Annotated in this window: 29 protein-coding genes; 17 read left to right on the top strand and 12 right to left on the bottom strand. The window is 61.0% G+C overall.

The window, feature by feature from the left end; all coding sequences use genetic code 11:
• Positions 1-19: 19 nt before the first annotated feature.
• Both CWC48_RS17020 and CWC48_RS17015 read right to left on the bottom strand, forming a co-directional pair.
• Positions 20-1,018, bottom strand: coding sequence for an NAD(P)-dependent oxidoreductase (locus CWC48_RS17020; RefSeq protein WP_100492235.1), 999 nt, complete (start codon positions 1,016-1,018; stop codon positions 20-22).
• A gap of 52 nt (positions 1,019-1,070) precedes the next feature.
• Complete coding sequence (locus tag CWC48_RS17015) at positions 1,071-1,964, bottom strand: LysR family transcriptional regulator ArgP (RefSeq protein ID WP_078049975.1); 894 nt, start codon at positions 1,962-1,964, stop codon at positions 1,071-1,073.
• 101 nt (positions 1,965-2,065) lie between these two features.
• Here CWC48_RS17015 and CWC48_RS17010 point away from each other — a divergent pair, with 101 nt between their 5' ends.
• From CWC48_RS17010 to CWC48_RS16980, 7 genes are all read left to right on the top strand, one after another.
• On the top strand, positions 2,066-2,467 hold the full coding sequence (locus CWC48_RS17010; protein ID WP_078049976.1) for an ACT domain-containing protein: 402 nt from the start codon (positions 2,066-2,068) through the stop codon (positions 2,465-2,467).
• Positions 2,468-2,472: 5 nt separating this feature from the next.
• Positions 2,473-3,072, top strand: a complete 600-nt coding sequence (locus CWC48_RS17005; RefSeq protein WP_078049977.1) for a LysE/ArgO family amino acid transporter — start codon at positions 2,473-2,475, stop codon at positions 3,070-3,072.
• Positions 3,073-3,250: 178 nt separating this feature from the next.
• Positions 3,251-3,847, top strand: coding sequence for a superoxide dismutase (locus CWC48_RS17000; protein ID WP_078049978.1), 597 nt, complete (start codon positions 3,251-3,253; stop codon positions 3,845-3,847).
• 128 nt (positions 3,848-3,975) lie between these two features.
• Positions 3,976-4,200 carry a hypothetical protein gene (locus tag CWC48_RS16995; RefSeq protein ID WP_100492234.1) on the top strand — a complete coding sequence of 75 codons (225 nt, stop codon included), beginning with the start codon at positions 3,976-3,978 and terminating at the stop codon, positions 4,198-4,200.
• 210 nt (positions 4,201-4,410) lie between these two features.
• The gene (locus tag CWC48_RS16990) at positions 4,411-6,462 is read left to right on the top strand and encodes a bifunctional diguanylate cyclase/phosphodiesterase (RefSeq protein WP_078049980.1); all 2,052 of its coding nucleotides are present in this window, start codon (positions 4,411-4,413) and stop codon (positions 6,460-6,462) included.
• A gap of 127 nt (positions 6,463-6,589) precedes the next feature.
• Complete coding sequence (locus CWC48_RS16985; protein ID WP_078049981.1) at positions 6,590-7,933, top strand: imelysin family protein; 1,344 nt, start codon at positions 6,590-6,592, stop codon at positions 7,931-7,933.
• A 926-nt stretch (positions 7,934-8,859) separates the two neighbouring features.
• The gene (locus tag CWC48_RS16980) at positions 8,860-10,314 is read left to right on the top strand and encodes a TrkH family potassium uptake protein (RefSeq protein WP_078049982.1); all 1,455 of its coding nucleotides are present in this window, start codon (positions 8,860-8,862) and stop codon (positions 10,312-10,314) included.
• On the opposite strand, the gene CWC48_RS16975 is transcribed toward CWC48_RS16980, so the two are convergent.
• Entirely contained in the window at positions 10,271-11,329 is a 1,059-nt protein-coding gene (locus CWC48_RS16975) for an AraC family transcriptional regulator (protein WP_078049983.1), read from the bottom strand. The two genes, CWC48_RS16980 and CWC48_RS16975, sit on opposite strands and share 44 nt — an antisense overlap.
• Before the next feature lie 160 nt (positions 11,330-11,489).
• Between CWC48_RS16975 and CWC48_RS16970 the strand changes: the two genes are divergently transcribed.
• The 4 genes from CWC48_RS16970 (at position 11,490) to CWC48_RS16960 (ending at position 13,637) form a co-directional block, all read left to right on the top strand.
• Positions 11,490-11,801, top strand: a complete 312-nt coding sequence (locus tag CWC48_RS16970) for a DUF962 domain-containing protein (protein ID WP_078050992.1) — start codon at positions 11,490-11,492, stop codon at positions 11,799-11,801.
• A 147-nt stretch (positions 11,802-11,948) separates the two neighbouring features.
• Entirely contained in the window at positions 11,949-12,077 is a 129-nt protein-coding gene (locus CWC48_RS30555; protein ID WP_256581662.1) for a hypothetical protein, read from the top strand.
• Positions 12,078-12,151: 74 nt separating this feature from the next.
• Positions 12,152-12,334 carry a hypothetical protein gene (locus CWC48_RS16965; RefSeq protein WP_078049984.1) on the top strand — a complete coding sequence of 61 codons (183 nt, stop codon included), beginning with the start codon at positions 12,152-12,154 and terminating at the stop codon, positions 12,332-12,334.
• Positions 12,335-12,440: 106 nt separating this feature from the next.
• Positions 12,441-13,637 (top strand): MFS transporter, encoded by a 1,197-nt coding sequence (locus CWC48_RS16960; RefSeq protein ID WP_078049985.1) that lies wholly within the window; start codon positions 12,441-12,443, stop codon positions 13,635-13,637.
• On the opposite strand, the gene arfB is transcribed toward CWC48_RS16960, so the two are convergent.
• A complete protein-coding gene (gene arfB / locus CWC48_RS16955) occupies positions 13,634-14,047 on the bottom strand; it encodes an alternative ribosome rescue aminoacyl-tRNA hydrolase ArfB (protein ID WP_016975416.1) in 414 nt (137 codons plus the stop codon). The genes CWC48_RS16960 and arfB overlap by 4 nt on opposite strands.
• 109 nt (positions 14,048-14,156) lie before the next feature.
• Positions 14,157-15,578 carry an amino acid permease gene (locus CWC48_RS16950; protein ID WP_100492233.1) on the bottom strand — a complete coding sequence of 474 codons (1,422 nt, stop codon included), beginning with the start codon at positions 15,576-15,578 and terminating at the stop codon, positions 14,157-14,159.
• A 638-nt stretch (positions 15,579-16,216) separates the two neighbouring features.
• On the opposite strand from CWC48_RS16950, the gene CWC48_RS30365 reads away from it, so the two are divergent.
• A complete protein-coding gene (locus CWC48_RS30365) occupies positions 16,217-16,354 on the top strand; it encodes a hypothetical protein (RefSeq protein WP_003175756.1) in 138 nt (45 codons plus the stop codon).
• Between the two features lie 73 nt (positions 16,355-16,427).
• Positions 16,428-17,387: a leucyl aminopeptidase gene (locus CWC48_RS16940; RefSeq protein ID WP_100492232.1), complete on the top strand. Its 960-nt coding sequence runs from the start codon at positions 16,428-16,430 to the stop codon at positions 17,385-17,387.
• Positions 17,388-17,511: 124 nt separating this feature from the next.
• Here CWC48_RS16940 and CWC48_RS16935 read toward each other — a convergent pair whose 3' ends face one another.
• The 7 genes from CWC48_RS16935 to CWC48_RS16905 all read right to left on the bottom strand — a co-directional run bounded on the left by CWC48_RS16935 (position 17,512) and on the right by CWC48_RS16905 (position 23,571).
• Entirely contained in the window at positions 17,512-18,441 is a 930-nt protein-coding gene (locus CWC48_RS16935) for a tyrosinase family protein (RefSeq protein WP_078049988.1), read from the bottom strand.
• A gap of 183 nt (positions 18,442-18,624) precedes the next feature.
• Positions 18,625-19,836 carry a 23S rRNA pseudouridine(2605) synthase RluB gene (gene rluB, locus CWC48_RS16930; protein WP_025858414.1) on the bottom strand — a complete coding sequence of 404 codons (1,212 nt, stop codon included), beginning with the start codon at positions 19,834-19,836 and terminating at the stop codon, positions 18,625-18,627.
• Positions 19,837-19,980: 144 nt separating this feature from the next.
• The gene (locus tag CWC48_RS16925; RefSeq protein WP_028617718.1) at positions 19,981-20,172 is read right to left on the bottom strand and encodes a DUF1289 domain-containing protein; all 192 of its coding nucleotides are present in this window, start codon (positions 20,170-20,172) and stop codon (positions 19,981-19,983) included.
• A 128-nt stretch (positions 20,173-20,300) separates the two neighbouring features.
• Entirely contained in the window at positions 20,301-21,233 is a 933-nt protein-coding gene (gene scpB, locus CWC48_RS16920; protein ID WP_099494296.1) for an SMC-Scp complex subunit ScpB, read from the bottom strand.
• Positions 21,234-21,245: 12 nt separating this feature from the next.
• On the bottom strand, positions 21,246-22,004 hold the full coding sequence (locus tag CWC48_RS16915) for a ScpA family protein (protein WP_177409544.1): 759 nt from the start codon (positions 22,002-22,004) through the stop codon (positions 21,246-21,248).
• A gap of 60 nt (positions 22,005-22,064) precedes the next feature.
• Positions 22,065-22,694: an L-threonylcarbamoyladenylate synthase gene (locus CWC48_RS16910; protein ID WP_016975422.1), complete on the bottom strand. Its 630-nt coding sequence runs from the start codon at positions 22,692-22,694 to the stop codon at positions 22,065-22,067.
• A 13-nt stretch (positions 22,695-22,707) separates the two neighbouring features.
• Positions 22,708-23,571 (bottom strand): PHP domain-containing protein, encoded by an 864-nt coding sequence (locus CWC48_RS16905; protein ID WP_078049990.1) that lies wholly within the window; start codon positions 23,569-23,571, stop codon positions 22,708-22,710.
• A gap of 87 nt (positions 23,572-23,658) precedes the next feature.
• Here CWC48_RS16905 and CWC48_RS16900 point away from each other — a divergent pair, with 87 nt between their 5' ends.
• The 4 genes from CWC48_RS16900 to CWC48_RS16885 all read left to right on the top strand — a co-directional run bounded on the left by CWC48_RS16900 (position 23,659) and on the right by CWC48_RS16885 (position 25,755).
• The gene (locus CWC48_RS16900) at positions 23,659-24,255 is read left to right on the top strand and encodes a septation protein A (RefSeq protein WP_078049991.1); all 597 of its coding nucleotides are present in this window, start codon (positions 23,659-23,661) and stop codon (positions 24,253-24,255) included.
• 1 nt (position 24,256) lies between these two features.
• Complete coding sequence (locus CWC48_RS16895) at positions 24,257-24,556, top strand: YciI family protein (RefSeq protein ID WP_015885584.1); 300 nt, start codon at positions 24,257-24,259, stop codon at positions 24,554-24,556.
• Between the two features lie 106 nt (positions 24,557-24,662).
• Positions 24,663-25,070: a translation initiation factor 2 gene (locus CWC48_RS16890; protein ID WP_078049992.1), complete on the top strand. Its 408-nt coding sequence runs from the start codon at positions 24,663-24,665 to the stop codon at positions 25,068-25,070.
• A gap of 7 nt (positions 25,071-25,077) precedes the next feature.
• The gene (locus tag CWC48_RS16885) at positions 25,078-25,755 is read left to right on the top strand and encodes a response regulator transcription factor (protein ID WP_078049993.1); all 678 of its coding nucleotides are present in this window, start codon (positions 25,078-25,080) and stop codon (positions 25,753-25,755) included.
• Positions 25,756-25,857: the final 102 nt, after the last annotated feature.

Here is a 25,857-nt window from a genome sequence, read left to right as displayed (position 1 = left end):
AGTGTTGCCTCTTGTGTGCTTACTTGAACCCCGGATCCTGGGCTTTCCACCAACTGCAGAACTCGTCGAGGGCGGTCCACAGGCTGACTTTAGGCTCGTAGTCCAGATAATGCCTGGCACGGCTGATGTCGAGGGTGAAATCTTTGTTCATCACCTGCATGCCCAGGCGCGACAACGCCGGTTCCGGGCGGCCGGGCCACATCGCGCAAAAGGCTTCGTTGACCGCCGCCATGCTGTAGGACAAACCGTAGGACCGATACCGCGTCACCTGCGGCAGCTCCATCTGGCGCATCACGTAGTTGACCACGTCCCACACCGGCACAGGCGTACCGTTGCTGATGTTGTAGGCCTTGCCCAGCGCCGAGCCCGTGGCGAGCAGGCTGCTGAGCAGCGCTTCGTTGAGGTTGTGCACGCTGGTGAAATCGACTTTGTTCAGGCCGTCGCCAACAATGGCCAGGCGGTTCTTGCGTTGCATTTTCAGCAGGCGCGGGAAGATGCTCATGTCGCCGGCGCCAGTCACGAAGCGCGGGCGCAGGGCCAGCACTTCGAGGCCGAACTCCTGGGCACCAAACACCTTCTGCTCGGCCAGGTACTTGGTGGCGGCATAGGGATGCTTGAATCGCTTGGGTACTTGTTCTTCGGTCAGGCCCAGGTGGTCGCGGCCATCAAAATAGATCGACGGCGAAGATAGGTGCACCAACCGGCCGACACGCTCCTTAAGGCAGGCTTCCACAACGTTCTCGGTCACCAGCACGTTGCCTTGATGAAAGTCCTGGTACTTGCCCCATAGCCCGACGGCGCCGGCGCAATGCACCACGGCCTCGACATCGCGGCACAGGTCGCGCACCAGGTCAGCGTCATTCAAATCACCCTGGATAAACTCGGCGCCGCGCCTGACCAGATGCTCCACACCTTCGGCACGTCGCCCGTTGACCCGCACGTCCAGGCCCTGCTCCAAGGCGAAACGCGCAAAGCGTCCACCAATGAAGCCGCTTGCGCCGGTGACCAGAATCTTCATGTATTACCCCGTGTTCTTTCGTTTTTCATCGCTGTTGCCTTGACGCACGCCATCACTCCAACGGCACCAACCATTGGCCACACGCCTGGGCCAGGTGGTCGGTCAACAAGCCCAGCAGTTGCCCGCCACTGCGCCAATGATGCCAGTACAACGGTACATCGATGGGCTTATCTGGCAATAACTCGACCAATATGCCCTTTTCCAGTTGGTCGCGTACCTGCAATTCCGGCACCAGCCCCCAGCCAAGGCCGGCTTCGGTCAGGCGGATAAAGCCTTCGGACGATGGGCATAAATGGTGCTCGAAACCGCCGTCCACCCCGAGTGAAGCCAGGTAGCGGTGTTGCAGGAAATCGTCCGGGCCGAACACCAAAGCCGGCGTGCGCGCCAGTTGATCGGCGCGCACGCCATCCGGGAAGTGCCGGGCGATAAAGGCCGGGCTGGCCAGCGCGCGATAGCGCATGGCACCCAGCAATAGGCTGCGCGCGCCCGCCACCGGGCGCTCGCTGGCGCAGATACAGGCTGCTACCTCGCCGGCACGCATGCGTTTGAGGCCCACGGTCTGGTCCTCGACGACCAGATCCAGCAGCAGATGCTGCTCGGCGCAAAAGTCGCTGACGGCCTCGGCCCACCAGGTGGCGAGGCTGTCGGCGTTCAACGCGATGCGCAGGCGTTCGGGCATGCCCTCCTCGTCCAGCGCGGGCACCTGGCTTTGCAGGTCACGTTCCAGCAAGCGCACCTGCTGCACATGGTTGAGCAGACGACGGCCAATATCGGTGGGCGTCGGCGGCGTGGCCCGCACCAATACCGGTTGGCCGATGCGCGCTTCCAACAGCTTGATGCGCTGGGAGATCGCCGACTGCGACAACCCCAGCACCTGAGCGGCGCGCTCGAAGCCCGCCTGTTCCACCACCGCCGCCAGGGCCGAGAGCAATTTATAGTCGAACATCAGTTTCTCTAATGAGCGATCAGCAATATTGGTTTTTCTTATACAGCCTGCACCCTGAGAATAGCCAGCATCGCTTCTCTCTTTATTAAAGGAACCTCCCCATGGCTGGCGAAACCGCCCTGGCAACCCTGCTGCGCAGCATGAGCCCCCACCTTAATGAAGGTGACTACGTGTTCTGCACCCTGCCCGATCACCAGATCCCGGCCGGGTGCGAGGTGATCGGCAGCTTCCGCGAGCAGGAAGGCCTGACCTTGATCGTCGAACGCCAGCAGGCGCAACAGGCCGGGCTGGCCTTTGACTACGTCGCCGCGTGGATCACTTTGAATGTGCACTCGGCCCTGGAAGCCGTGGGCCTGACCGCCGCCTTCGCCAGCGCGCTGGGCAAGGCCGGCATCAGTTGCAACGTGATTGCCGGCTACTACCACGATCACCTGTTCGTCGGCCGTGCCGATGCCGAGCGGGCCATGCAGGTGTTGCAACAACTGGCAGCGAACGCGGAGTAACCCCTATGTGGCAGAGTTATGTGAACGGGCTGCTGGTCGCCCTGGGCTTGATCATGGCCATCGGCACCCAGAATGCCTTTGTCCTCGCGCAAAGCCTGCGCCGTGAACATCATTTACCCGTGGCGGCGTTGTGCGTGGTGTGTGATGCCCTGCTGGTGGCCGCCGGGGTGTTTGGCCTGGCGACGGTGCTGGCGCAAAGCCCGATACTGCTGGCGGTTGCGCGCTGGGGCGGTGCGGCGTTCCTGATCTGGTACGGCGCTTGTGCGCTGCGCCGGGCCTGTTCGAAACAGAGCCTGGACCAGGCAGACCATCTCAAGGTGCGCTCGCTGCGCGCGGTCTTGCTGAGCGCGTTGGCCGTCACATTGCTCAACCCCCACGTTTATCTGGACACCGTGCTGCTGATTGGCTCCCTCGGTGCCCAGCAGACCGAGCCGGGCGCCTATGTGGCCGGTGCGGCCAGCGCTTCACTGCTGTGGTTCTCCACCCTGGCACTCGGTGCGGCGTGGCTGGCACCCTGGCTGGCACGCCCCGCCACGTGGCGCCTGCTTGACCTATTGGTGGCAGTGATGATGTTCAGCGTGGCCTATCAATTGATCAGTGCCTGAGGAATATTCCAAAACGCTCTGGAACCTCTATCCCACACAGTTGTTGCGTGGTTTTGCCGCACCCCCGGTGCTATGATCCGGACCCTGCGCCGCAAAGAGTACAAACTCCCCGGCGCTTGTTTGGCCGCCCGTGATCGGCCTTGCGCTCACCGCAACTGACCTGATTAGGAGAATCATCATGGCTTTCGAATTGCCGCCGCTGCCCTACGCACACGATGCCCTGCAGCCGCACATTTCCAAGGAAACCTTGGAATACCACCACGACAAGCACCACAACACCTATGTCGTGAACCTGAACAACCTGGTGCCAGGCACCGAGTTCGAAGGCAAGACCCTGGAAGAGATCGTCAAATCCTCTTCGGGCGGTATCTTCAACAACGCCGCTCAGGTCTGGAACCACACCTTCTACTGGAACTGCCTGGCGCCAAACGCCGGCGGCCAACCGACCGGCGCACTGGCTGAAGCCATCAATGCTTCGTTCGGTTCGTTCGACAAGTTCAAGGAAGAGTTCACCAAGACGTCCGTCGGCACCTTCGGTTCCGGTTGGGGCTGGCTGGTGAAAAAGGCTGACGGCTCCCTGGCCCTGGCCAGCACCATCGGCGCCGGCAACCCGCTGACCAGCGGCGACACCCCGCTGCTGACCTGCGACGTGTGGGAACACGCCTACTACATCGACTACCGCAACGTGCGTCCAAAGTATGTGGAAGCGTTCTGGAACCTGGTCAACTGGAAGTTCGTGGCTGAGCAGTTCGAAGGCAAGACCTTCACTGCCTAAGCACTGCTTGCAGTAAAAAGAGCCCGGCATTCGCCGGGCTTTTTTGTGGGTGATGGAACCGAGCCACGTGACGTTGCCACCCAGATAGGGAGAGGAATTCGCCACTCACCCCTGTCGGAGAAATAACCATGACTATTGGAGCACTCGCAGCACTGCCCATCGTTGGCGACCTCGCCAAGGCCGCTGGAGAGATCACCAAAGCGATCACCCCGCTCATCCAGCCCTTCGCGGATGCCGCCGCGAAGAAGCTATTTGCCGAAGAAGACAGCAACGATCAGAGCGAGCAGAAGAAAATTGAGTTAGCAAAGTCCATCGATACAAAGATTTCCTATGAGCTGTCTAAGTCGGCATAACCGTCTGCCCCCTCATGTAACCTAAGTACCTGTTGTTTTTTGGGCAGGCGGATGCCAATCCGCCCTGCCTATCGCAGGGCCTGCTCCTTTTAGACCGCCCCTGTCCGCATCAAACCTGCCCCTGCCCCAATGTTCCTTTGACTGCCATGCCCAGATTGCCAATACTCATGGCATATTGAAGGCCACCCGCATGAGACAAGGAATGCCCCTTTGAAGCTGGAACTCAAGAACAGCTTGTCGGTGAAGTTGCTACGGGTTGTGTTGCTGTCGGCATTGATCGTGGGCGTGGCGCTGAGCGTGGCGCAGATCGTTTTCGATGCCTATAAGACGCGACAGGCTGTGGCCGGCGATGCGCAGCGCATCCTCGATATGTTTCGCGACCCCTCGACCCAGGCCGTCTATAGCCTCGACCGCGAGATGGGCATGCAAGTTATTGAGGGCCTGTTCCAGGACGACGCCGTGCGCATGGCGTCCATCGGCCACCCCAACGAGACCATGCTGGCGGAGAAAAGCCGTGCCTTGCAGCAAGCCCCCAGCCGCTGGTTGACCGACCTGATTCTTGGCCAGGAACGCACCTTCACTACTGCCTTGGTGGGTAAAGGCCCTTACAGCGAGTACTACGGCGACCTGAGCATCACCCTCGACACCGCCACGTACGGCCAGGGTTTTATCGTCAATTCAGTGATCATCTTTATTTCCGGGGTGCTGCGCGCCCTGGCCATGGGCCTGGTGCTGTACCTGGTCTATCACTGGCTGCTGACCAAGCCGCTGTCACGGATTATCGAGCACCTTACCTCGATCAACCCCGACAGGCCCAGCGAACACAAGATCCCTCAGATCAAGGGTCACGAACGCAACGAGTTGGGGCTGTGGATCAATACCGCCAACCAATTGCTCGAATCCATCGAGCGTAATACCCACCTGCGCCACGAGGCAGAAAGCAGCCTGCTGCGCATGGCCCAGTATGACTTCCTGACCGGATTGCCGAACCGCCAGAAACTGCAGGAGCAACTGGACAAGATCCTCATCGACGCAGGTCGTCGGCAGCGACGCGTGGCCGTGCTGTGCGTGGGGCTGGATGACTTCAAAAGCGTCAACGAGCAGTTCACCTACCAGGCTGGCGACAAACTGCTGCTGGCCCTGGCCGACCGCCTGCGCGCCCACAGCGGCCGCCTTGGCGCACTGGCCCGGCTGGGCGGCGACCAGTTCGCCTTGGTACAGGCCGATATCGAGCAGCCCTACGAGGCCGCCGAGCTGGCGCAAAGTATCCTCGATGACCTGGAGGCGGAGTTCCCCCTCGACCATGAAGGCATCCGCCTGCGCGCCACCATCGGCATCACCCTGTTCCCGGAAGACGGCGACAGCACCGAAAAGCTGCTGCAAAAAGCCGAACAGACCATGACCCTGGCCAAGACCCGGTCGCGCAACCGCTATCAGTTCTATATCGCCAGCGTCGACAGCGAAATGCGCCGCCGCCGCGAGCTGGAGAAAGACCTGCGCGACGCCCTCGCCCGCGATCAATTCCACCTGGTGTATCAACCGCAGATCAGCTACCGCGACCACCACGTGGTCGGCGTGGAAGCGCTCATCCGTTGGCAGCACCCGGAACATGGCTTGGTGCCGCCGGACCTGTTTATCCCGCTGGCCGAGCAGAATGGCACCATCATTGCGATTGGCGAATGGGTGCTGGACCAGGCTTGCCGGCAACTGCGCGAATGGCACGACTTGGGCTTCACCGAGTTGCGCATGGCCGTCAACCTGTCCACCGTGCAGTTGCATCACACCGAGTTGCCACGGGTGGTCAACAACCTGATGCAGATCTACCGCCTACCGCCGCGCAGCCTGGAACTGGAAGTCACCGAGACCGGCCTGATGGAAGACATCAGCACCGCCGCCCAGCACTTGCTGAGCCTGCGCCGTTCCGGTGCGTTGATTGCCATCGATGACTTCGGCACCGGCTACTCATCCCTCAGTTACCTGAAAAGCCTGCCCCTGGACAAGATCAAGATCGACAAGAGTTTCGTCCAGGATCTGCTGGACGATGACGACGATGCCACCATCGTGCGCGCGATCATCCAACTGGGCAAAAGCCTGGGCATGCAGGTGATCGCCGAAGGTGTGGAAACCGCTGAACAGGAGGCCTACATCATCTCCGAAGGCTGCCATGAAGGTCAGGGCTATCACTACAGCAAACCCTTGCCGGCTCGGGAGCTGGCGGCGTTTTTGAAGCAGTCCGAGCGGAATAACGCAGCGATTCTCTGACACCGCAAACCGATACTGAATATTTCCCGCGTATAACCCTTTACACAAAATGCAAATCTTTCGCATTATGTCGCAGTTTTTGCGCTCCCCCGCGCGCCCCATCAACAACCGAAGCAGGATGTTCGCCATGATTCGTATGCCCCTGGCCACCGCCAGTCTGCTGGCCATTGCCATTTCTCTCGCCGGTTGCGGCGAAGGTAAAGACAAGGCCGCAGCACCCCAGGCGCCGACCCCGGCCGCCAGCACTACCGCTCCAGCGGCTGCCACGCCTGCCGGCCAGGTCGACGAAGCGGCCGCCAAGGCCGTGGTCGCGCATTACGCGGACATGGTGTTTGCGGTCTACAGCGATGCCGAGTCCACCGCGAAAACCCTGCAAACCGCGATCGACGCGTTCCTCGCCAAGCCGAACGACGAAACCCTGAAAGCCGCGCGCACTGCCTGGATCGCTGCCCGCGTCCCGTACCTGCAGAGCGAAGTGTTCCGCTTCGGCAACACCATCATCGACGACTGGGAAGGCCAGGTGAACGCATGGCCGCTGGACGAAGGCCTGATCGACTACGTCGACAAGTCCTACGAACACGCCCTGGGTAACCCAGGCGCCACCGCCAACATCATCGCCAACACCGAGATCCAGGTCGGCGAAGACAAGGTCGACGTCAAGGACATCACCCCGGAAAAACTCGCCAGCCTCAATGAGCTGGGCGGTTCCGAGGCCAACGTCGCCACCGGTTACCACGCCATCGAATTCCTGCTCTGGGGCCAGGACCTGAACGGCACCGGCCCGGGCGCCGGCAACCGTCCTGCGTCGGACTACCTGACCGGCGACGGCGCCACGGGCGGTCACAACGAGCGTCGCCGTGCGTACCTGAGTGCCGTGACCCAACTGTTGGTCAGCGACCTGGAAGAAATGGTCGGCAACTGGAAACCCAACGTCGAAGACAACTACCGCGCCACCCTCGAGGCAGAACCTGCCACCGACGGCCTGCGCAAAATGCTGTTCGGCATGGGCAGCCTGTCCCTGGGCGAGCTGGCCGGTGAACGCATGAAGGTTTCCCTGGAAGCCAACTCGCCGGAAGACGAACAAGACTGCTTCAGCGACAACACCCACTACTCGCACTTCTACGACGCCAAGGGCATCCGCAACGTCTACCTGGGCGAGTACACCCGCGTCGATGGCACCAAGCTGACCGGCGCCAGCCTGTCGTCCCTGGTGGCCAAGGCCGACCCGGCTGCCGATACCGCATTGAAAGCGGACCTGGCGGCGACTGAAGCGAAGATCCAAGTCATGGTTGACCACGCCAACAAGGGTGAGCACTACGACCAACTGATCGCTGCCGGCAACGATGCGGGCAACCAGATCGTACGCGACGCCATCGCCGCACTGGTCAAGCAGACCGGTTCGATCGAAGCGGCCGCAGGCAAGCTGGGCATCAGCGACCTGAACCCGGATAACGCTGATCACGAGTTCTGATCAGTACGGTGTTGAAAAAGGCGGCCTTCGGGTCGCCTTTTTTTATACCGCGTATCTGGCCACACCGCTCCCCTGTGGGAGCTGGCTTGCCTGCGATAGCGATGGGTCAGTCACGCATGCTTCAACGGGCACACCGCTATCGCTGGCAAGCCAGCCACATGGGAAGGGGATCGACAGCAAAAACCCGGTCGGCTTTAAGGCCGCCGCGCTTTGCTTTTGATCTTAGGCGCCCCGTCAAACACGCTGGCCGGAATTCGACAGGGATTTGGGGGGTAAACCGGCAGGGATGCCGGTTTAGCCGCCCCGCGCCATGGATGGCGCGTGGCGGCGGCCCCCCAAATACCTGTCGGATTACGGGCACACCGAGCGTGAGCGAGGTGCCGAGTGTTGGGGCAAGAGCCCTTTGCTTACTTTGGGGCTTTTCCAAAGTGAGCCGCCGTAAGGGCGGAACCATTAGCAGCCGTTACCTGAATAACGGATATGTACCTGGTCTGATCCAATATCCTGGTCAGCTGTCAGGCCGCTTTCGCAGGCAAGCCAGCTCCCACATCTGGATCGCGGGGTGACAGTTAGAAAGTGGTCGTCTGTCAGGCCGCCTTCGCAGGCAAGCCAGCTCCCACATTTGGATCGCGGGGTGACAGTTAGAGAGTGGTCGGCTGTTAGGCCGCCTTCGCAGGCAAGCCAGCTCCCACATTTGGATCGTGGGGCAGCAGTTAGAGAGTGGTCGGCTGTTAGGCCGTCTTCGCAGGCAAGCCAGCTCCCACATTTTTGAATTGCGGGGTGACAGTTAGATTGTGGTCGGCTGTTAGGCCGCCTTTGCAGGCAAGCCAGCTCCCACATTTGAACCGTGTCGCCGCGGACGCCCCGGTTTACAAGACCTGCACCGCAGGTAGAATGGCGCCACCCTCAACACCCGAGCTCACTTCATGGCGTTGCCGACCTTACGTATCATCGGTTTCATCATCGGCATCTTCCTGATCACTCTCGCGATCGCCATGGTCGTGCCTATGGCCACCCTGGTGATCTTCGAACGCACCAGCGACCTGCCCTCGTTCCTGTGGGCCAGCATGATCACCTTCCTCGCGGGCCTGGCCCTGGTGATTCCCGGCCGTCCCGAGCATGTGCACCTGCGCCCGCGGGACATGTACCTGCTGACCGTGACAAGCTGGGTGGTGGTGTGCATCTTCGCCGCGCTGCCATTCCTGCTGACCCAGCACATCAGCTACACCGACTCGTTCTTCGAAAGCATGTCCGGCATCACCGCCACCGGTTCCACGGTGTTGAGTGGCCTGGACACCATGTCGCCGGGCATCCTGATGTGGCGTTCGCTGCTGCACTGGCTGGGGGGCATTGGCTTTATCGGCATGGCGGTGGCGATCCTGCCACTGCTGCGTATCGGTGGCATGCGCCTGTTCCAGACCGAATCCTCCGACCGCTCGGAAAAGGTCATGCCCCGCTCCCACATGGTGGCGCGGCTGATCGTGGCGGCCTACGTGGGGATTACCATCCTCGGCAGCCTGGCGTTCTGGTGGGCCGGCATGGGCCTGTTCGATGCGATCAACCACGCGATGTCGGCGATCTCTACCGGCGGGTTCTCTACTTCGGATGAATCCCTGGCGCACTGGAAACAGCCCGCCGTGCACTGGGTGGCGGTGGTGGTGATGATTCTCGGCAGCCTGCCGTTCACCCTGTATGTGGCCACGTTGCGCGGCAATCGTCGGGCGCTGATCAAGGATCAGCAGGTGCAAGGCCTGCTCGGTCTGTTGCTGGTGACCTGGCTGGTACTCGGCACCTGGTACTGGTGGACCACCAACCTGCACTGGCTGGACGCCCTGCGCCATGTGGCGCTGAACGTCACATCGGTGGTGACCACCACAGGTTTTGCATTGGGCGACTACAGCCTGTGGGGCAACTTCTCACTGATGCTGTTCTTCTACCTGGGCTTTATCGGTGGCTGTTCGGGTTCTACGGCGGGCGGCATCAAGATCTTCCGGTTCCAGGTCGCCTATATCCTGCTCAAGGCCAACTTGAACCAGCTGATTCACCCGCGCGCGGTGATCAAGCAGAAGTACAACGGTCACCGTCTCGATGAAGAAATCGTGCGTTCGATCCTGACGTTTTCGTTTTTCTTCGCCATCACCATTTGCGCCATCGCCCTGGCCCTGTCGCTGCTGGGCCTGGACTGGATGACCGCCTTGACCGGCGCCGCCAGCACCGTGTCCGGTGTCGGCCCCGGATTGGGGGAAACCATCGGCCCGGCGGGCAACTTCGCCAGCCTGCCGGATGCGGCCAAATGGATTCTGTCGCTCGGCATGCTGCTGGGCCGACTGGAGATCATCACAGTCTTTGTGCTGTGCATTCCGGCGTTTTGGCGTCACTGACAGCCGGCGCTTCCAGCAACCGCGCCCGGTATTCGCCGGGCGTGGCATCGAACCAACGACGAAACGCGCGAAAGAAGTTACTCGGGTCGGCAAAGCCCAGCAGGTAGGCGATCTCCAGCAGCGTCATGCTCGGCTGCGCCAGGTACTGCTCGGCCAGTTCACGGCGGGTGTCGTCGAGCAAGGTCTGGAAGCTAGTGCCCTCTTCCTGCAGACGCCGTTGCAAGGTGCGCTGGGACAGGTGCAACGTCTGGGCCACCACCTCACGCTTGGGCTCGCCCTGGGGCAGCAGGCGACACAACACTTGGCGCGCCTTGTGGGTCACGCGGCTTTCCGAGAAACGCGCCAGGTATTCACCGGCAAACCGATCATGCAGCAGGGCCATGGCCTCATTGGCCGTGGGCAATGGCGCGTCCATGTCCGCCTGTTCGAAAATCAGCGCGTCATAGGGCGCGTTGAATTCCAGAGGCGCATGGAAGGCTTGTTTATAGGGCGCCAGGTCCGCCGGTTGCTCACCTTGCAACACCACCTTGCGCGGCTGCAGGGTACGGCCGGTCAGCCAGCCACACAGGGCCAGGGCGCTGGCCAGCGAGGCTTCGGCACTTTGGCGGGTGGGGGGCAGATGATCACCGTGCACCGTCAGAATCAGCGCATAACCTTCAGGGACCAATCGGAAACTCAAGTCGGCACTTTCGGCGATGATCCGCTGGTAACGCACCAGGCGCATAAAGCCCTCGGCGAGGGTATTGCTGGACATCAGCGCGTAGCCGGCCACATGGAACGACGCCGGGCGCACCACTTTGCCCATGTTCAGGCCGATCGCCGGGTTGCCCGACACCTCCACCGCCCGTTGCCATAGCCGGGTCATGGAGTCTTGCGGGAACCGCGCATCAGGGTCATTCAGGGCGGCGTAGTCGAGGCCGAGTTGCTTGAACAAGGCGCGGCAATCCAGGCCGTCCATTTCCAATGCCTTGACTATCCCCATCGCCCAGCTTGCAGAAGTTGTTCGTTCGCTCATGGCGTCTTCTTAAAAAAGCAGGCTCAAACGGCAGCCAGGAAGCCAAGGATACTAAAGTGGCATCTATTGTCACTGGCTGTTACCACTGATCACTCTAGACTCAAATAAGCTCCCCGCCGAACATCTGTTGGGCGGCATAACAATCAAAGGGCCGTTCACCGTGGAAAACGTCAAGCGATTCAATAGCTTTGCTGAGTTCTACCCCTATTACCTGGCCGAGCACGCCAACAGCACTTGCCGGCGCCTGCATTTTATCGGCACCACGCTGGTGATCGGCATTTTTGCCTATGCCATCGGCAGAGGTTCGTTGGGCTTACTGATCGCCTTGCCGATCGCCGGCTACAGCTTTGCCTGGATCGGCCACTTCTTCTTCGAAAAGAACCGCCCAGCGACCTTTCAACACCCGTTCTACAGCCTGTTGGGGGATTTCGTGATGTACCGCGACATGATCCTGGGCAAGGTACCCTTCTAGCCAAACGACCGTTTAAACGATGAAAGTTCATCCATCTGCCGACATAAAAATCTTTTTGTCATTTGCAGTGCTGTATCCTGCCAAGGCTTTTTGAGAGCGCGGAATCACCTGCGATTGAAAAAACAGACCTTGCGAGGAGCGACGACGATGCACGAGATACCTAATCTCCCCTTCCCAAGCCTGCACCCTACAGAGCAGCCAACACCGCAGCAGGCCAGCGACAAACAGCCTGAGGCCAAAGAAGCCAAACCAGTCGACAGCGAAAGCCAGGACTGACGCCGTACCAGACCGTGTGGAAAGCGCAACTTTGAGCGCTTTCCACACTGCCTGAATCCATCGAGACGCCCACCATGACCGATACCCTCCCCGACAACCCGGACGCTGCCGTACTCGACGCTGCCCTGCAGATGGTCGAGGTGTGGAACCGCCTTGGCCCAGACAAACAAGCCGCTCTGCTCAAGCGCTTCGGCACCCAGGAAAATGCCTTGGCCGCCCTGGTGACCACCCGATTGCTCGCCCCCACACAGCCCTGATGCGCTGTTGATCGACCGTTTTTTTAGTTTTAGCCGCACGGCCCGGCCAAAGCGCCGGTATCATTAGCAGCCTATCTTTACCTGCTGCGACAGTGGACCTCTCCCCATGCCAGATACCCAGCGCCCCATGGCGGTCACGCTGCAAGTTGTTTCCATCGTGTTGTTCACCTTCATCGGCTACCTGAATATCGGCATTCCCCTGGCCGTGTTGCCGGGCTATGTCCACAGTGAGCTGGGCTACGGCGCGGTCATTGCCGGCCTGGTGATCAGCGTGCAATACCTGGCCACCCTGCTGAGCCGCCCCTATGCGGGCAAAATCATCGATAACCTGGGCAGTAAGCGCGCCGTGCTGATCGGTTTGGTCGGGTGCGGCCTGAGCGGTGTGTTCATGCTGCTCGCGGCGTGGTTCTCGAGCCTGCCCGCGTTGAGCTTGGGTAGCCTGCTGATCGGCCGCCTGGTGCTGGGCAGCGCCGAAAGCCTGGTGGGCTCGGGCGCCATCGGTTGGGGCATTGGCCGGGTCGGTGCGGCGAATACCGCCAAGGTCATCTCCTGGAACGGCATCGCCAGCTATGGCGCGCTGGCCGTCGGCGCGCCGTTGGGCGTATTGCTGGTGAGAAATTTCGGGCTGTGGAGCATGGGCGTCAGCATCATCCTGCTGGCGGTCGTCGGCCTGCTGCTGGCGTGGAACAAGGTCGCCGCGCCGATTGTTGCCGGTGTACGCCTGCCCTTCATGAATGTGCTGGGCCGGGTACTGCCCCACGGTTGCGCACTGGCGCTGGGGTCCATTGGCTTTGGCACCATCGCCACGTTCATTACCCTGTATTACACCACCCAGCATTGGGACAACGCGGTGTGGGCCCTAAGCCTGTTCGGCGCCAGTTTTATCGGTGCGCGGCTGCTGTTCGGTAATTTGATCAACCGTATCGGCGGGTTTCGCGTGGCGATTGCCTGCCTGTCGGTGGAGATCCTCGGCCTGCTGTTGCTGTGGCTGGCACCGGACGCAAACTTGGCCCTGGCCGGTGCGGCGTTGAGCGGGTTCGGCTTTTCCCTGGTGTTTCCGGCCCTGGGCGTCGAAGCCGTCAACCTGGTGCCAGCCTCCAGCCGCGGCTCGGCGGTGGGGGCCTACTCGCTGTTCATCGACCTGTCGCTGGGCATCACCGGCCCACTCGCCGGGGCCGTGGCGGCAGGCTTCGGCTTTGCCTCGATCTTCCTGTTCGCCGCCCTCGCCGCACTCGGTGGGTTGCTGCTGAGCCTGTACCTGTACCGCCAGGCCCCCAAGGCCCGCGAAGCACGCGGCGACTAGAAGTCGACCTTGCCGCGCCCGGCCTTGATACTGCCGCGTTTGGTCTTGGATTCGAGGCGACGCTTTTTCGAGCCCAGGGTCGGCTTGGTCGGGCGGCGCTTCTTCTCCACCTTGGTGGCGCTGAGGATCAACTCCACCAGTCGCTCCAGCGCATCCGCGCGGTTCTGCTCCTGGGTCCGATATTGCTGGGCCTTGAGCACCAGCACGCCCTCGCTGGTGATACGACTGTCACGCAGCGCCAGCAACCGCTCCTTATAAAACTCGGGCAGCGACGACGCCGGGATATCAAAGCGCAGGTGCACCGCACTCGACACCTTGTTGACGTTCTGCCCACCCGCACCCTGGGCGCGAATGGCGGTCAGCTCGATCTCGGCATCGGGCAGGTGGACGTTGTTGGAAATCACCAGCATGGGCAGCGGGATCCTCTGTAGGGGCAACCAAGGATACGCGAATGCGCGCGCCCATTCCTGAAACAACAAACCCGGCGCAAGGCCGGGTTTGGTTTATCTCATGCACACCTCACTTTCCTGCTGGAGCAGCCACCTCCAAGGCTCGCTGCGCACCGCGCTTGTTCTTGATGCCGTAACACACCCACATGAACGCCACCCACACCGGGATCGCATACACCGACACCTGGATTCCCGGGATCATCAGCATGACCACCAGGATAAACACCACGAATGCCAGGCACACGTAGTTGCCGTACGGGTACCACAGCGCCTTGAACAACGGCACCTGGCCCGTGCGGTTCATGTGCTGGCGGAACTTGAAGTGAGAGAAGCTGATCATCGCCCAGTTGATCACCAGCGTGGCCACGACCAGGGACATCAGCAGTTCCAGCGCGTGTTGCGGGATCAGGTAGTTCATCAGCACGGCAACCAGGGTGATGGCCGCCGAGGCGAGGATGGAACGCACGGGCACGCCACGCTTGTCGATCTTCGCCAGGGCCTTGGGCGCATCGCCCTGCTCGGCCATGCCCAGCAGCATGCGGCTGTTGCAGTAGGTACCGCTGTTGTACACCGACAGCGCCGCCGTCAGCACCACAAAGTTGAGGATGTGCGCGGCGGTGTTGCTGCCGAGCATCGAGAACACCTGCACAAACGGGCTGCCGCTGTAGGCGTCGCCGGAAGCGTTGAGGGTTGCCAGCAGGCTGTCCCACGGCGTCAACGACAGCAGCACGACGAGCGCGCCGATGTAGAAGATCAGGATGCGGTAGATCACCTGGTTGATCGCTTTCGGGATCACGGTGCGTGGCTGGTCGGCTTCGGCTGCGGTGAAGCCGAGCATCTCCAGGCCGCCGAAGGAGAACATGATGATCGCCATGGCCATCACCAATCCGCCGACGCCGTGGGGGAAGAAACCACCGTGGTCCCACAGGTTGCTCACCGACGCCTGCGGCCCGCCGCTGCCGCTGACCAGCAGGTAGCTGCCCAGGGCAATCATGCCGACGATGGCCACCACCTTGATGATGGCGAACCAGAACTCGGCCTCACCGAAGACTTTGACGTTGGCCAGGTTGATCAGGTTGATCAGCACGAAGAACGCCGCGGCCGAGACCCAGGTCGGGATCTCCGGCCACCAGTAGTGCACGTATTTGCCGACAGCGGTCAGCTCCGACATGCCCACCAGGATGTACAGGATCCAGCAGTTCCAGCCCGACAGGAAGCCGGCGAAACCGCCCCAGTACTTGTGGGCAAAGTGGCTGAAGGAACCGGCGACCGGCTCTTCGACGATCATTTCGCCGAGCTGGCGCATGATCATGAAGGCAATGAAGCCGCAGATGGCATAGCCCAGGATCATTGACGGGCCGGCGGACTTGAGCACCCCGGCGGAGCCGAGGAACAGGCCGGTGCCGATGGCGCCACCGAGGGCGATCAACTGGATATGCCGATTTTTCAGGCCGCGTTTCAGCTCGCCTGAAGAGGAATGGGGTCCACTCATGAAAAGGGTCTCACGCAAGGTTTGAGGATGTTGACTGCAGGTTGCTGCCTTGAATTACCGACTCAAGCAGCGCTGCTCAAACCCCAGCGCAGGCACCAGGAGTACAGCGTCTTTCTTACGGTCATGCGTCACCTGTTTGTTTTTATCTGTGACGAAATCGAACCCGTCCGGCTCGTGGCCAGGCGGAGTGATCAGGGTGGGTAAACCCCGAGGTCTTGGCCTTTTGCGTGGTTACGCAAGGGGGTCACAGTAAAACGCGGCGGATTGTACACCGCTCGACAGCTTGGGGGCGCCCTAGAAAGACGTGTGCGACGATCTGTCAGGTAATCCTTACAGGGCCTGTTCGACCAATAAAGTGGCCATCTACTCGTAAATTAATCGTTACATCACGGAAAATTAACGTTACAGCCGTGATCTCGATAAAAATTGGCGGTAGGAAATTTCCGAAAGATTAGTCGCGCCAGCTCCCTGAATTTATTCAAGAAACGGCAAACGCCAAAAAACAGAAGAAAATATCCAAATGAAACCGTGTCAATAAAAATTTTGCATTTTCAAACACTCTCTCCTAGGTTCTTCCCACTTGCCAGCGAAGCCCGTTGGCAAGCCGTTCTCAAACAACGTCCTCTAGGAGATACACCATGCAAGCACTGGAAAACGACCTGGAAACCGAACTGCAACTCGACGATTGGTTTGAAGCGCCGACCCATGAGGCCGCCGTTGAAATGATGCAAGCCGATGCCGTTGTGCCATTCGGCACCGCGATGTGGCCATTCTAATAACCGGCAGGCATTCGGCAGGTGCCGTGCACGGCACCTGCCCCCTTACCCAAGGCACAGAAGGAAGTACGTCATGGACAAGGCCCGCGCCGTCGAACACTTTCTCTACTACCTCGCGCACCACCCGGCCCTCAACGGCTTGAGCCGCCCCACCGTGCTGCTGGGCCATACCGAGCGCTACGACGCCATCGCGCAGGCGATCACCCACAGCAGCGCCGCCCGTTTCAACTTCCAGCTACAGCGCCTGGACCTGGCTGCCAGCGACACCCTGGCCGAGACCATCGAGGCCTGCGACCTGTACCTGTTTCTCTACGATTCCTCGACCTTGCCCAACCCACGCGCCGAAGGCCCGGACTTTATCCGCGCCCTGCAAGGCGTGATGGCTGAGCACTGGAAAAAGTCCCTGCTGTTCAAAGATTACGGTGACTACTTCTACGACACCTTCAGCGTCGAACCCCAGCGCATTGCCGACCTCAATGCCACGCTGATCCGGCGCATGTCCCAGGCCCAGGTGTTGAGCTTTACCGACAAGCATGGCTCACGCCTGGAAGCGCCGATGAGCAGCATCAAGAAGTGGACCAACATCAACGGCATCGGCAACCACGACCTGGCCCCAGGCGAGATCGCCACCCACAGCGAAGCCATCAATGGCCAGGTGAGGTTTGTCGGCACCTTTCTCAGCACCATCCCGTTCGCACGCAAATATGGCGTGCTGGCGTCACCGCTGGAACTGTGGATCGAGAACTCGACCGTCTGCAGCGTGGCCAGCGACGTGCCGGGGCTGGCGGACGACTTCAATAAGTACCTGAACGCCAACCCGTCGAACCGGCGTGTGGAAGAACTGGGGATTGGCACCAATGAAGGCGTGAAGGACCTGTATGCGCGCAATGCCGGGTTTGAGGAGCGCCATTGTGGGTTGCACCTGGGCCTGGGGGGCGGGCAGAAAGGCAGCCATCACCTGGATTTGATCTTTGCCAGCGGGGTGTTGGCGCTCGACGACAAGCCGGTGTTTGATGGGACTTTTGCGTTCTGATCAGTGGCGTGAAAATGATGCAGGCCCAACGCTTGGGCTGTTGCAGATAGCGATGCCCCAGCCGGCTAAGGCACCGCTGTCGCTGGCCCGCTCGTTTGCGGGCGCAGGCTGATCTCAAATAGGATCAGGCATCTGGCAGGGGTGCCTGGCAGACCGGTGCTGGCGCACAGGGAAGTATGGTTTTCGAGGTAAATAGACCATAGGTGTAGTCCAGATCTTCAGAATTGATCACCTGTTCCACAGTCCAATTACCTGGCCAAGGCGCAATATCGGACTGCGCGTGGAAAACCAGCGTAGCCCGCAGGTCTAAATCGGGCACACCCGATACCGGCAGATACGGTTTAGACGTAGGGTGCTGGCGTTTCCAGCGCTCCCACAGCAGGTCAAGATAACAATGGTGCAGGAAAAATACCGGATCGTTGGGCGAAGTTGGCATGGACATGTTCCCGCCCACCCACCGGTGCACGGGATCATGCAGCACGCCTTCACAAAAATTTGACCAAGTGTCCGGACCTGGTCCATAGGGGGTCTTGGACAAGGCCATCAGCACCTGGTCGGAGTCTGGCAAGTGCGCGCCAGGTTCTGTGCCCAACTCGCGGCGCAGCCCCGCATCACCCAATTCCATATCCCACAGGCGAATCTTAAAACGCTCGCCCTTAAAGGCGAATGGACCTGAAGTAACGCGCTGATTTTGAGCGCTGTCACCGTTACCGCCCAAAAAGCTAGGCGTGAACGGATTGCTTGGGCCATCCATCGACCAGTCCCAAAACGGTAGGGTAAGCGTCATGTCGCCAACGGCGCGTTGCAAGTCCTGCTCAAATTGGCGCAAAAATACGCGGTGCCAAGGGAAAAATAGTGGAGAGCGATGCGGCATTGGCATGAAAGCCCCGGGACCGCCCATAGCGCTGTGGTGCACTTGCACATAATCGTCATAGCGGTTTTGACGTCCAGGACGCAGTACGCTGTCGACGTCGTTTTTCAACACCAGGATGGCCTCGACCAACGTATCTTTCTGTTCGCGGGTCATAAAGCGGTGATTGATGCGGATGTCCATGTCTGTAACCTCGGGCCACACGTGAAAGGAGCCCACAATCTAGTGCGCCCTTCTTGAAAGCCGGTGGTAGCGGGTTACCCAATACAGGGCACTGATCACTCAGCAAACGAGATCCCGACACGTGTGCCAAGGCAAAAAAAACGCCAACCCGAGGGTTGGCGTTTTTGTGCAGCGTTTAGCGCATCACTGCGGCTTCTTGCGACCAAAACCCGGACGCTGACCCGAACCGGCCGGGGCGCCACGGCGCTTGCCCGACGGCTCGTCCGCGACCAATTTCGGGCCAGGGCGTTTGTTCGCTGCTGGCTTGGCTGGACGCTTGGTGCTGGCGTTGTCCGCTGGGCGATCGGCTTCACCCCGATTGCTGCGACCACCCGACGGAGCAGGACGCGGCGCACGTGGCGCACGCTCGCCTTCCTGGCGCGACGGCGCGGTTGGGCGACGCTCACCTTCAATCTGCGGTTCACGGGAAATACGACCGCCGGTCGCCGGTGCATTCAGCGCAGGGCGCAGGGTGCGGGCAACCCGTTCGGTGCGAGCCACAGGGCGCGACGATTTACGCTGCATACGCTCAAGCTTGTCTTTGCTCTTGGCGTTCATCTGCGGCATAGCGACGGGCGTCAGGCCGACTTCGGCGCTGAGAATGTCGACTTCGTACTGGCTCATTTCGCGCCAGCGGCCCATCGGCAGGTCGGAGTTGAGGAACACCGGACCGAAACGCACGCGCTTCAGGCGGCTGACCACCAGGCCCTGGGATTCCCACAGGCGACGTACTTCACGGTTACGGCCTTCCATTACCACGCAGTGGTACCAGTGGTTGAAACCTTCACCACCAGGCGCTTGCTTGATGTCGGTGAACTTGGCCGGGCCGTCTTCCAGCACCACGCCAGCCTTCAGGCGCTCGATCATCTCATCATCGACTTCACCACGTACACGCACGGCGTACTCGCGGTCCATCTCGTAGGACGGGTGCATCAGGCGGTTGGCCAGCTCACCGTCGGTGGTGAACATCAGCAGGCCGGTGGTGTTGATGTCGAGCCGGCCAATGTTGATCCAGCGGCCTTCCTTCGGCTTAGGCATCTTGTCGAACACGGTCGGACGGCCTTCCGGGTCGTCACGGGTGCAGATCTCGCCATCGGGCTTGTTGTACATGATCACGCGGCGCACCGATTCGGCGGCCTCTTCACGCTTGATGACCTTGCCATCGATGGTGATTGCGTCGTGCAGGTCGACGCGCTGGCCGAGGGTGGCCTCGACGCCGTTGACCTTGATGCGCTTCTGGGTGATCCAGGCTTCGACGTCGCGGCGCGAGCCCACGCCGATACGCGCCAGCACCTTTTGCAGTTTTTCGCCTGCTGGGCCGATTTCCTGGCTGTCGTTCTGGTCTTTGTCGTTCATCTTAAGCACCTCCCGGTGGGTCGATTCAGGCGTGGCCTGAAGAGTGTTGAAAGCGGGGCTTTGGCCGAATAGCTCGGCAAAGGGTCGCGAATCATACGCGCATGACGCGCGTTGCGCATCACAGACTAGTCGATAAGCGCCAAGTCATTTGCTTTTCCGCCGACCGGTGGCGCCCAGGGCCAGCAATCGCAGCTCGGCTTCGGCCAGGACGCTGCGCTTGTCGGCTTTGTCGAGTTTCTTCCAGGCGCGGATCTCACGCTTGCTGCGGCCACAGCCGACGCAGATGTCATCGCTGAATTTGCAGATGCTGATGCACGGGTCTTTGGTAGAGCTCATGGTTTCTCCCAGACAATGGAGATCAAATGTGGGAGCGGGCTTGCCCGCGAATGCGGCGTATCAGTTGACACATACATCGACTGACTCACCGCATTCGCGAGCAAGCCCGCTCCCACAGGTGTATCGCGTCAGTCTTCGAACTGGCGGCGCTCAGCTTCGATGGCTTCGGCCAGGGCCCGGGCTTCGTCTTCTTCGTCGCTCAAAGGCGGTTGTTCGAGAGCGGCGACGGCGGCGAGGAGTTTTTCGCGGGCCTCAGCAACGCCAAGGATGTCTTCCTCTGGCTCAGGTTCTGCTTCGACTTCAGGCTCAGCCTCAACGTTCGGTTGAGTTTCAGGTTCGGCGACGCCGTCACGCAGCAGGTCGTCGAAGTCGGTCTTGATGCCCTGTTCCATGTCGTCCAGTTCCAGCAACAGCGTATGGAAACTGGTCTCGTCCTTGGGCTCTTCCGGCTCGGCGCTGGCGTCGGCCAATTCCTGCAGGCTCGCGGGCACCGGGGCGTCGTCGAAGTCGAGCACCGGCTCGGCCTCCATCTCGCGCAGTTCGGCCAGCGGCGGCAGGTCGTCGAGGTTCTTCAGGTTGAAGTGGTCGAGGAACACCTTGGTGGTGGCGAACATCGCCGGTTTGCCGGGCACGTCGCGGTAGCCGACGATACGGATCCACTCGCGCTCCAGAAGGGTCTTGACGATGTGGCTGTTGACCGCCACACCCCGTACGTCTTCGATCTCGCCCCGGGTGATCGGCTGGCGATAGGCGATCAGCGCCATGGTCTCCAGCATCGCCCGCGAATACCGCTGCGGGCGCTCTTCCCACAAGCGGCCAACCCACGGGGAAAATTTCTCACGGATCTGCAGGCGATAACCCGACGCCACTTCGCGCAGTTCAAAGGCGCGGCCCTCGCAGGATTTGCGCAGGATCTCCAGCGCCTTCTTGAACACCGGCGGCTCGGGCCGCTCGGCCTCTTCAAAGAGTTCGAACAGGCGCTCCAGGGATTGCGGTTTACCCGAGGCCAGTAGAAAGGCTTCGAGCAGCGGCGCCAGTTCGCGGGGTTCAGTCAGATTCATCGATTCAGCTCTTTATTCGGCTCGCGCCCGCACGTGGATAGCCGCAAAAGGCTCATTCTGGACCAGCTCGACCAACGATTCCTTGACCAGCTCAAGGACTGCCATAAAGGTCACCACCACCCCCAGGCGCCCTTCTTCGGCGGTGAACAGCTCGACGAACGGCACGAACCCACCGCCCTTGAGGCGTTCCAGCACGTCGCTCATGCGCTCGCGGGTGGACAGTGCTTCACGGCTGACCTGGTGGCTTTCAAACATATCGCCCCGGCGCAGCACCTCGGCCATGGACATCAGCAATTCTTCCAGGCTCACGTCCGGCAACAGTTTGCGCGCACGGGCCTCGGGGGCGTCGAGCTTGGGCACCACCACATCGCGGCCCACGCGGCTCAAACCGTCGATACCTTCGGCGGCGGCCTTGAAGCGTTCGTACTCTTGCAGGCGGCGGATGAGTTCGGCGCGCGGGTCGTCTTCTTCGGCTTCCACTGTCTCCGAGCGCGGCAGCAGCATGCGCGACTTGATCTCGGCGAGCATGGCGGCCATCACCAGGTACTCGGCGGCCAGTTCCAGGCGCACCGACTGCATCAGCTCGACATAGCCCATGTACTGGCGGGTGATTTCCGCCACCGGGATGTCGAGAATGTTGATGTTTTGCTTGCGAATCAGGTAGAGCAGCAAATCCAGCGGGCCTTCGAAGGCTTCAAGGAAGACTTCGAGGGCGTCCGGCGGGATGTACAGGTCCAAGGGCATTTCCATGACCGCCTGGCCATACACCATGGCAAACGGCAGTTCCTGCTGGGCGCCCGCTTGGCTGTCGACGGTTTCCACGGCCGACATTCAGGCCTCGACCATGAACGGCGCCGGGTCGCCGCAACCCACGCGGATCACTTCGGGTTCGCCGTCGGCCAGGTTGATCACGGTGGAGGCTTTGTTGCCGCCGTAGCCACCGTCGATGATCAGGTCGACGTGCTTTTCCAGCAGGCGGCGCATTTCGTAGGGGTCATACAGCGGCTCATCCTCACCCGGCATGATCAGCGACACGCTCATCAACGGCTCACCCAGCTCTTCGAGCAGCGCCAGAGCAATAGGATGCTCCGGGACTCGCAGGCCGATGGTGCGCTTCTTGGGGTGCAGCAGCAGGCGCGGCACTTCGCGGGTGGCGTTGAGAATAAAGGTGTAGGGCCCTGGCGTGTGGGCCTTGAGCAGGCGGAAGGTGCCGGTGTCGACCTTGGCGAACAGCCCGAGTTGGGACAGGTCGCTGCAGATCAGCGCAAAGTTGTGCTTGTCGTCCAACTGGCGCAGGCGTCGCACACGCTCGACCGCGCCCTTGTCACCAATCTGGCAACCAATGGCGTAGGACGAATCCGTTGGGTAGATGACCACCCCGCCGGCGCGAATGATCTCGACGGCCTGTTTGATCAGGCGCGCCTGGGGGTTTTCCGGATGAATCTGGAAGAATTGACTCACGTGCTCTACCTGTTCAGACGGTGGCAATAATGGGGTCATGCTTGAATCGCCCCCACAAGAGCGGCAAATCTTCCGGGACCGCGCGGTATTCGCCGATCTCGGACCAGCCGCCTGGGCCATGAAAATCACTGCCGGCGCTGACCAGCAGACCAAATTCGCGAGCAAGAATCGCCAGGCTGCCGACCTGTTCGGCGGGTTGATGCCCGTTGACCACTTCAATTGCGTGGCCGCCCGCTCCAATATAGTCGGCAATCAGCTTGCGGCGCTTGCTGCGGGTGAAATCGTAATGCCAGGGGTGGGCCAGGCTCACCCAGGCGCCGGAGGCTCGCAAGGTCTCGACGGTGTCTTCCAGGGTCGGCCAGTGTTGCTTCACATCCCCCAACTTGCCGGCGCCCAGCCATTTGCGGAAAGCCTCGGCGCGGTCCTTGACGAAACCTTCGCGCACCATCCAGTCGGCAAAGTGCGGCCGAGCCGGCGCATTACCACTGTCGCCCAGTTCCTGCTGGATGGCGCGGGCGCCTTCGAGGGCGCCAGGCATGCCTTTAAGGCTGAGCTTGCGGCTTATTTCTTCGGACCGCAGCCAGCGGCCATCGTGCAACTGGGCGATGGCCGCGACCAAAGGCGCGGCTTGCTGATCGAAACCATAGCCGAGCACATGAATGGTGGCGCCGCCCCAGGTGCAGGACAATTCCACGCCGTTGACCAGGTGCATGCCTAGACTGTGGGCCGCGACCCGGGCCTCGTCGAGACCTTCGAGGGTGTCGTGGTCGGTCAACGACAAGACTCGCACGCCTTTTTCAAACGCACGCGCAACCAGTACCGCAGGCGCCAAGGCGCCGTCGGAGGCCGTGCTGTGGCAGTGCAAATCAACGTTCACGGGGATGTGTAACCTCAAGTCAGCTGGCGCTTTCGCTACCAAGGATGTTTGTTATTATGCCGCCACATCCAGCTTCTGGCTCTTACTGTGAAACAATTCATCGACTTCATCCCGCTGTTGCTGTTTTTCATCGTTACCAAACTCGACCCCAGGGTCATCGAAATCGCCGGTCACGAGCTGTCGTTCGGAGGCATCTACAGCGCCACCGCCGTACTGATCATCAGCTCCATCGTCGTCTACGGCGCCATCTTCATCTCCCAGCGCAAGCTGGAAAAAAGCCAATGGCTGACCCTGGTCGCCTGCCTGGTATTCGGCGGCCTGACCCTGGCCTTCCATAGCGAAACCTTCCTCAAATGGAAAGCGCCAGTAGTGAACTGGCTGTTCGCCCTGGTCTTTATCGGCAGCCACTTCATCGGTGACCGCCTGCTGATCAAGCGGATCATGGGCCATGCGCTGACCCTGCCGGACCCGGTGTGGACACGCTTGAACGTAGCCTGGATCGTGTTCTTCCTGTTCTGCGGCGCGGCCAACCTGTTCGTGGCCTTTACCTTCCAGGACTACTGGGTCGACTTCAAAGTGTTCGGCAGCCTGGCCATGACCGTGTTATTCCTGGTCGGCCAAGGTATCTACCTGTCGCGCCACCTGCATGACGCCGCCCCTACCACGCCTAAAACCGAGGACTGACATGCTCTACGCCATCATTGCCACCGACGTTGCCAACTCGCTGGAAAAACGCCTGAGCGTGCGCCCGGCCCATGTCGAGCGCCTCAAGCAGTTGCAAGCCGAAGGCCGTATCGTGCTGGCCGGCCCGCACCCGGCCGTGGACAGCAATGATCCGGGCGATGCCGGCTTCACCGGTAGCCTGATCGTTGCCGAGTTCGCCTCCCTGGCCGACGCCCAGGCTTGGGCCAAGGCTGATCCTTATGTTGCGGCGGGCGTTTACGCCGACGTCGTGATCAAGCCGTTCAAGCAAGTCCTGCCTTGATTCCGGCCGCGCCGAACCTAATCGGTTCGGCGTACTGCTAATTGCTCATTATTCTCGGTAACCTGCCGACAACGTTCTGAATATTCGTGTGGAATCAGGAGTTCCGATGCGCTTACGTCAGTTGTGTCTGTTGGCAGTGGTAATGATCGGGGCTACGGCCCACGCTGAAGAAACCTCGAACACCGGCAGTTCCACGCCCCTGTCCTTGAGTGCCGGCGCCCAGATCACCGAGTTGCAGCAACGTTTGAAAGAAAGCGAACGCCAGCGTGAAGAACTGAGCAAGCAACTGCAAAGTGCGGATGCTGCCCGCGAAAGCGCCCAATTGAATCGCCTTCGCCAAGAGAACCAACGCCTGGCACAGCAACTCAAAGAGACACAAGGCGGTGCCTTGACCCGATGGCTGACCGAGCAACAACAGTGGTTCGTCACCGGCGGGGCCGTCGCACTGATCGCCCTGCTGTGCGGAATCTTTGCCAGCGGTGGGCACCGTCGCCGTCGACAATGGCTAAATTGAGTGAGTCATGAGCGAGCTGTTACTGATAGATGATGACCAGGAGCTCTGCGAGCTACTGACCAGCTGGCTGAGCCAGGAAGGTTTCCAGGTGCGCGCCTGCCATGACGGCTTGAGCGCCCGCAAAGCCTTGGCCGACAGCGCCCCAGCCGCGGTGGTGCTCGACGTGATGCTGCCCGACGGCAGTGGCCTTGAGTTGCTCAAGCAATTGCGCAATGAGCACCCGGAACTGCCGGTGCTGATGCTCTCGGCCCGTGGCGAACCGCTGGACCGCATCCTCGGCCTGGAACTGGGCGCCGACGACTACCTGGCCAAGCCCTGCGACCCACGCGAACTCACCGCCCGCCTGCGCGCCGTGCTGCGCCGCAGCCACCCGGCCGCCGTGTCTACCCAGTTGGAACTGGGCGACCTGTGCTTCAGCCCGGTGCGCGGCGTGGTCAGCATCGACGAGCAGGAGTTCGCCCTCACCGTCTCTGAAAGCCGCCTGCTCGAAGCCTTGCTGCGCCAGCCCGGCGAACCGCTGGACAAACAGGAACTGGCGCAGATTGCCCTGGGCCGCAAGCTGACCCTTTACGATCGCAGCCTGGACATGCATGTGAGCAACCTGCGCAAAAAGATCGGCCCGCACCCGGATGGCCGGCCACGGATCGTGGCGCTGCGCAGCCGGGGCTACTACTACAGCCTATAAGCGCTGCACTGATCCTCTGTGGGAGCTGGCTTGCCTGCGATGGGCTCCACTCGGTGCGCCAGTGATACCGAGTCGTCTGCATCGCAGGCAAGCCAGCGCCCA

Origin of the sequence: Pseudomonas sp. S10E 269 (assembly GCF_002798465.1) — a bacterium.
Lineage (GTDB): Bacteria > Pseudomonadota > Gammaproteobacteria > Pseudomonadales > Pseudomonadaceae > Aquipseudomonas > Aquipseudomonas pergaminensis.
The sequence above is the reverse complement of the archived record's forward strand: the minus strand, read 5'-3'. Positions and strand labels throughout refer to the sequence as shown.

Excerpts from the sequence above, each read along its gene's own strand:
- CWC48_RS17020 (WP_100492235.1), bottom strand. The coding sequence starts at position 1,018 with ATGAAGATTCTGGTCACCGGCGCAAGCGGCTTCATTGGTGGACGCTTT.
- CWC48_RS17015 (WP_078049975.1), bottom strand. The coding sequence starts at position 1,964 with ATGTTCGACTATAAATTGCTCTCGGCCCTGGCGGCGGTGGTGGAACAG.
- CWC48_RS17010 (WP_078049976.1), top strand. The coding sequence starts at position 2,066 with ATGGCTGGCGAAACCGCCCTGGCAACCCTGCTGCGCAGCATGAGCCCC.
- CWC48_RS17005 (WP_078049977.1), top strand. The coding sequence starts at position 2,473 with ATGTGGCAGAGTTATGTGAACGGGCTGCTGGTCGCCCTGGGCTTGATC.
- CWC48_RS17000 (WP_078049978.1), top strand. The coding sequence starts at position 3,251 with ATGGCTTTCGAATTGCCGCCGCTGCCCTACGCACACGATGCCCTGCAG.
- CWC48_RS16995 (WP_100492234.1), top strand. The coding sequence starts at position 3,976 with ATGACTATTGGAGCACTCGCAGCACTGCCCATCGTTGGCGACCTCGCC.
- CWC48_RS16985 (WP_078049981.1), top strand. The coding sequence starts at position 6,590 with ATGATTCGTATGCCCCTGGCCACCGCCAGTCTGCTGGCCATTGCCATT.
- CWC48_RS16980 (WP_078049982.1), top strand. The coding sequence starts at position 8,860 with ATGGCGTTGCCGACCTTACGTATCATCGGTTTCATCATCGGCATCTTC.
- CWC48_RS16975 (WP_078049983.1), bottom strand. The coding sequence starts at position 11,329 with ATGAGCGAACGAACAACTTCTGCAAGCTGGGCGATGGGGATAGTCAAG.
- CWC48_RS30555 (WP_256581662.1), top strand. The coding sequence starts at position 11,949 with ATGCACGAGATACCTAATCTCCCCTTCCCAAGCCTGCACCCTACAGAG.
- CWC48_RS16965 (WP_078049984.1), top strand. The coding sequence starts at position 12,152 with ATGACCGATACCCTCCCCGACAACCCGGACGCTGCCGTACTCGACGCT.
- CWC48_RS16960 (WP_078049985.1), top strand. The coding sequence starts at position 12,441 with ATGCCAGATACCCAGCGCCCCATGGCGGTCACGCTGCAAGTTGTTTCC.
- arfB (WP_016975416.1), bottom strand. The coding sequence starts at position 14,047 with ATGCTGGTGATTTCCAACAACGTCCACCTGCCCGATGCCGAGATCGAG.
- CWC48_RS16950 (WP_100492233.1), bottom strand. The coding sequence starts at position 15,578 with ATGAGTGGACCCCATTCCTCTTCAGGCGAGCTGAAACGCGGCCTGAAA.
- CWC48_RS30365 (WP_003175756.1), top strand. The coding sequence starts at position 16,217 with ATGCAAGCACTGGAAAACGACCTGGAAACCGAACTGCAACTCGACGAT.
- CWC48_RS16940 (WP_100492232.1), top strand. The coding sequence starts at position 16,428 with ATGGACAAGGCCCGCGCCGTCGAACACTTTCTCTACTACCTCGCGCAC.
- CWC48_RS16935 (WP_078049988.1), bottom strand. The coding sequence starts at position 18,441 with ATGGACATCCGCATCAATCACCGCTTTATGACCCGCGAACAGAAAGAT.
- rluB (WP_025858414.1), bottom strand. The coding sequence starts at position 19,836 with ATGAACGACAAAGACCAGAACGACAGCCAGGAAATCGGCCCAGCAGGC.
- CWC48_RS16925 (WP_028617718.1), bottom strand. The coding sequence starts at position 20,172 with ATGAGCTCTACCAAAGACCCGTGCATCAGCATCTGCAAATTCAGCGAT.
- scpB (WP_099494296.1), bottom strand. The coding sequence starts at position 21,233 with ATGAATCTGACTGAACCCCGCGAACTGGCGCCGCTGCTCGAAGCCTTT.
- CWC48_RS16915 (WP_177409544.1), bottom strand. The coding sequence starts at position 22,004 with ATGGTGTATGGCCAGGCGGTCATGGAAATGCCCTTGGACCTGTACATC.
- CWC48_RS16895 (WP_015885584.1), top strand. The coding sequence starts at position 24,257 with ATGCTCTACGCCATCATTGCCACCGACGTTGCCAACTCGCTGGAAAAA.
- CWC48_RS16890 (WP_078049992.1), top strand. The coding sequence starts at position 24,663 with ATGCGCTTACGTCAGTTGTGTCTGTTGGCAGTGGTAATGATCGGGGCT.
- CWC48_RS16885 (WP_078049993.1), top strand. The coding sequence starts at position 25,078 with ATGAGCGAGCTGTTACTGATAGATGATGACCAGGAGCTCTGCGAGCTA.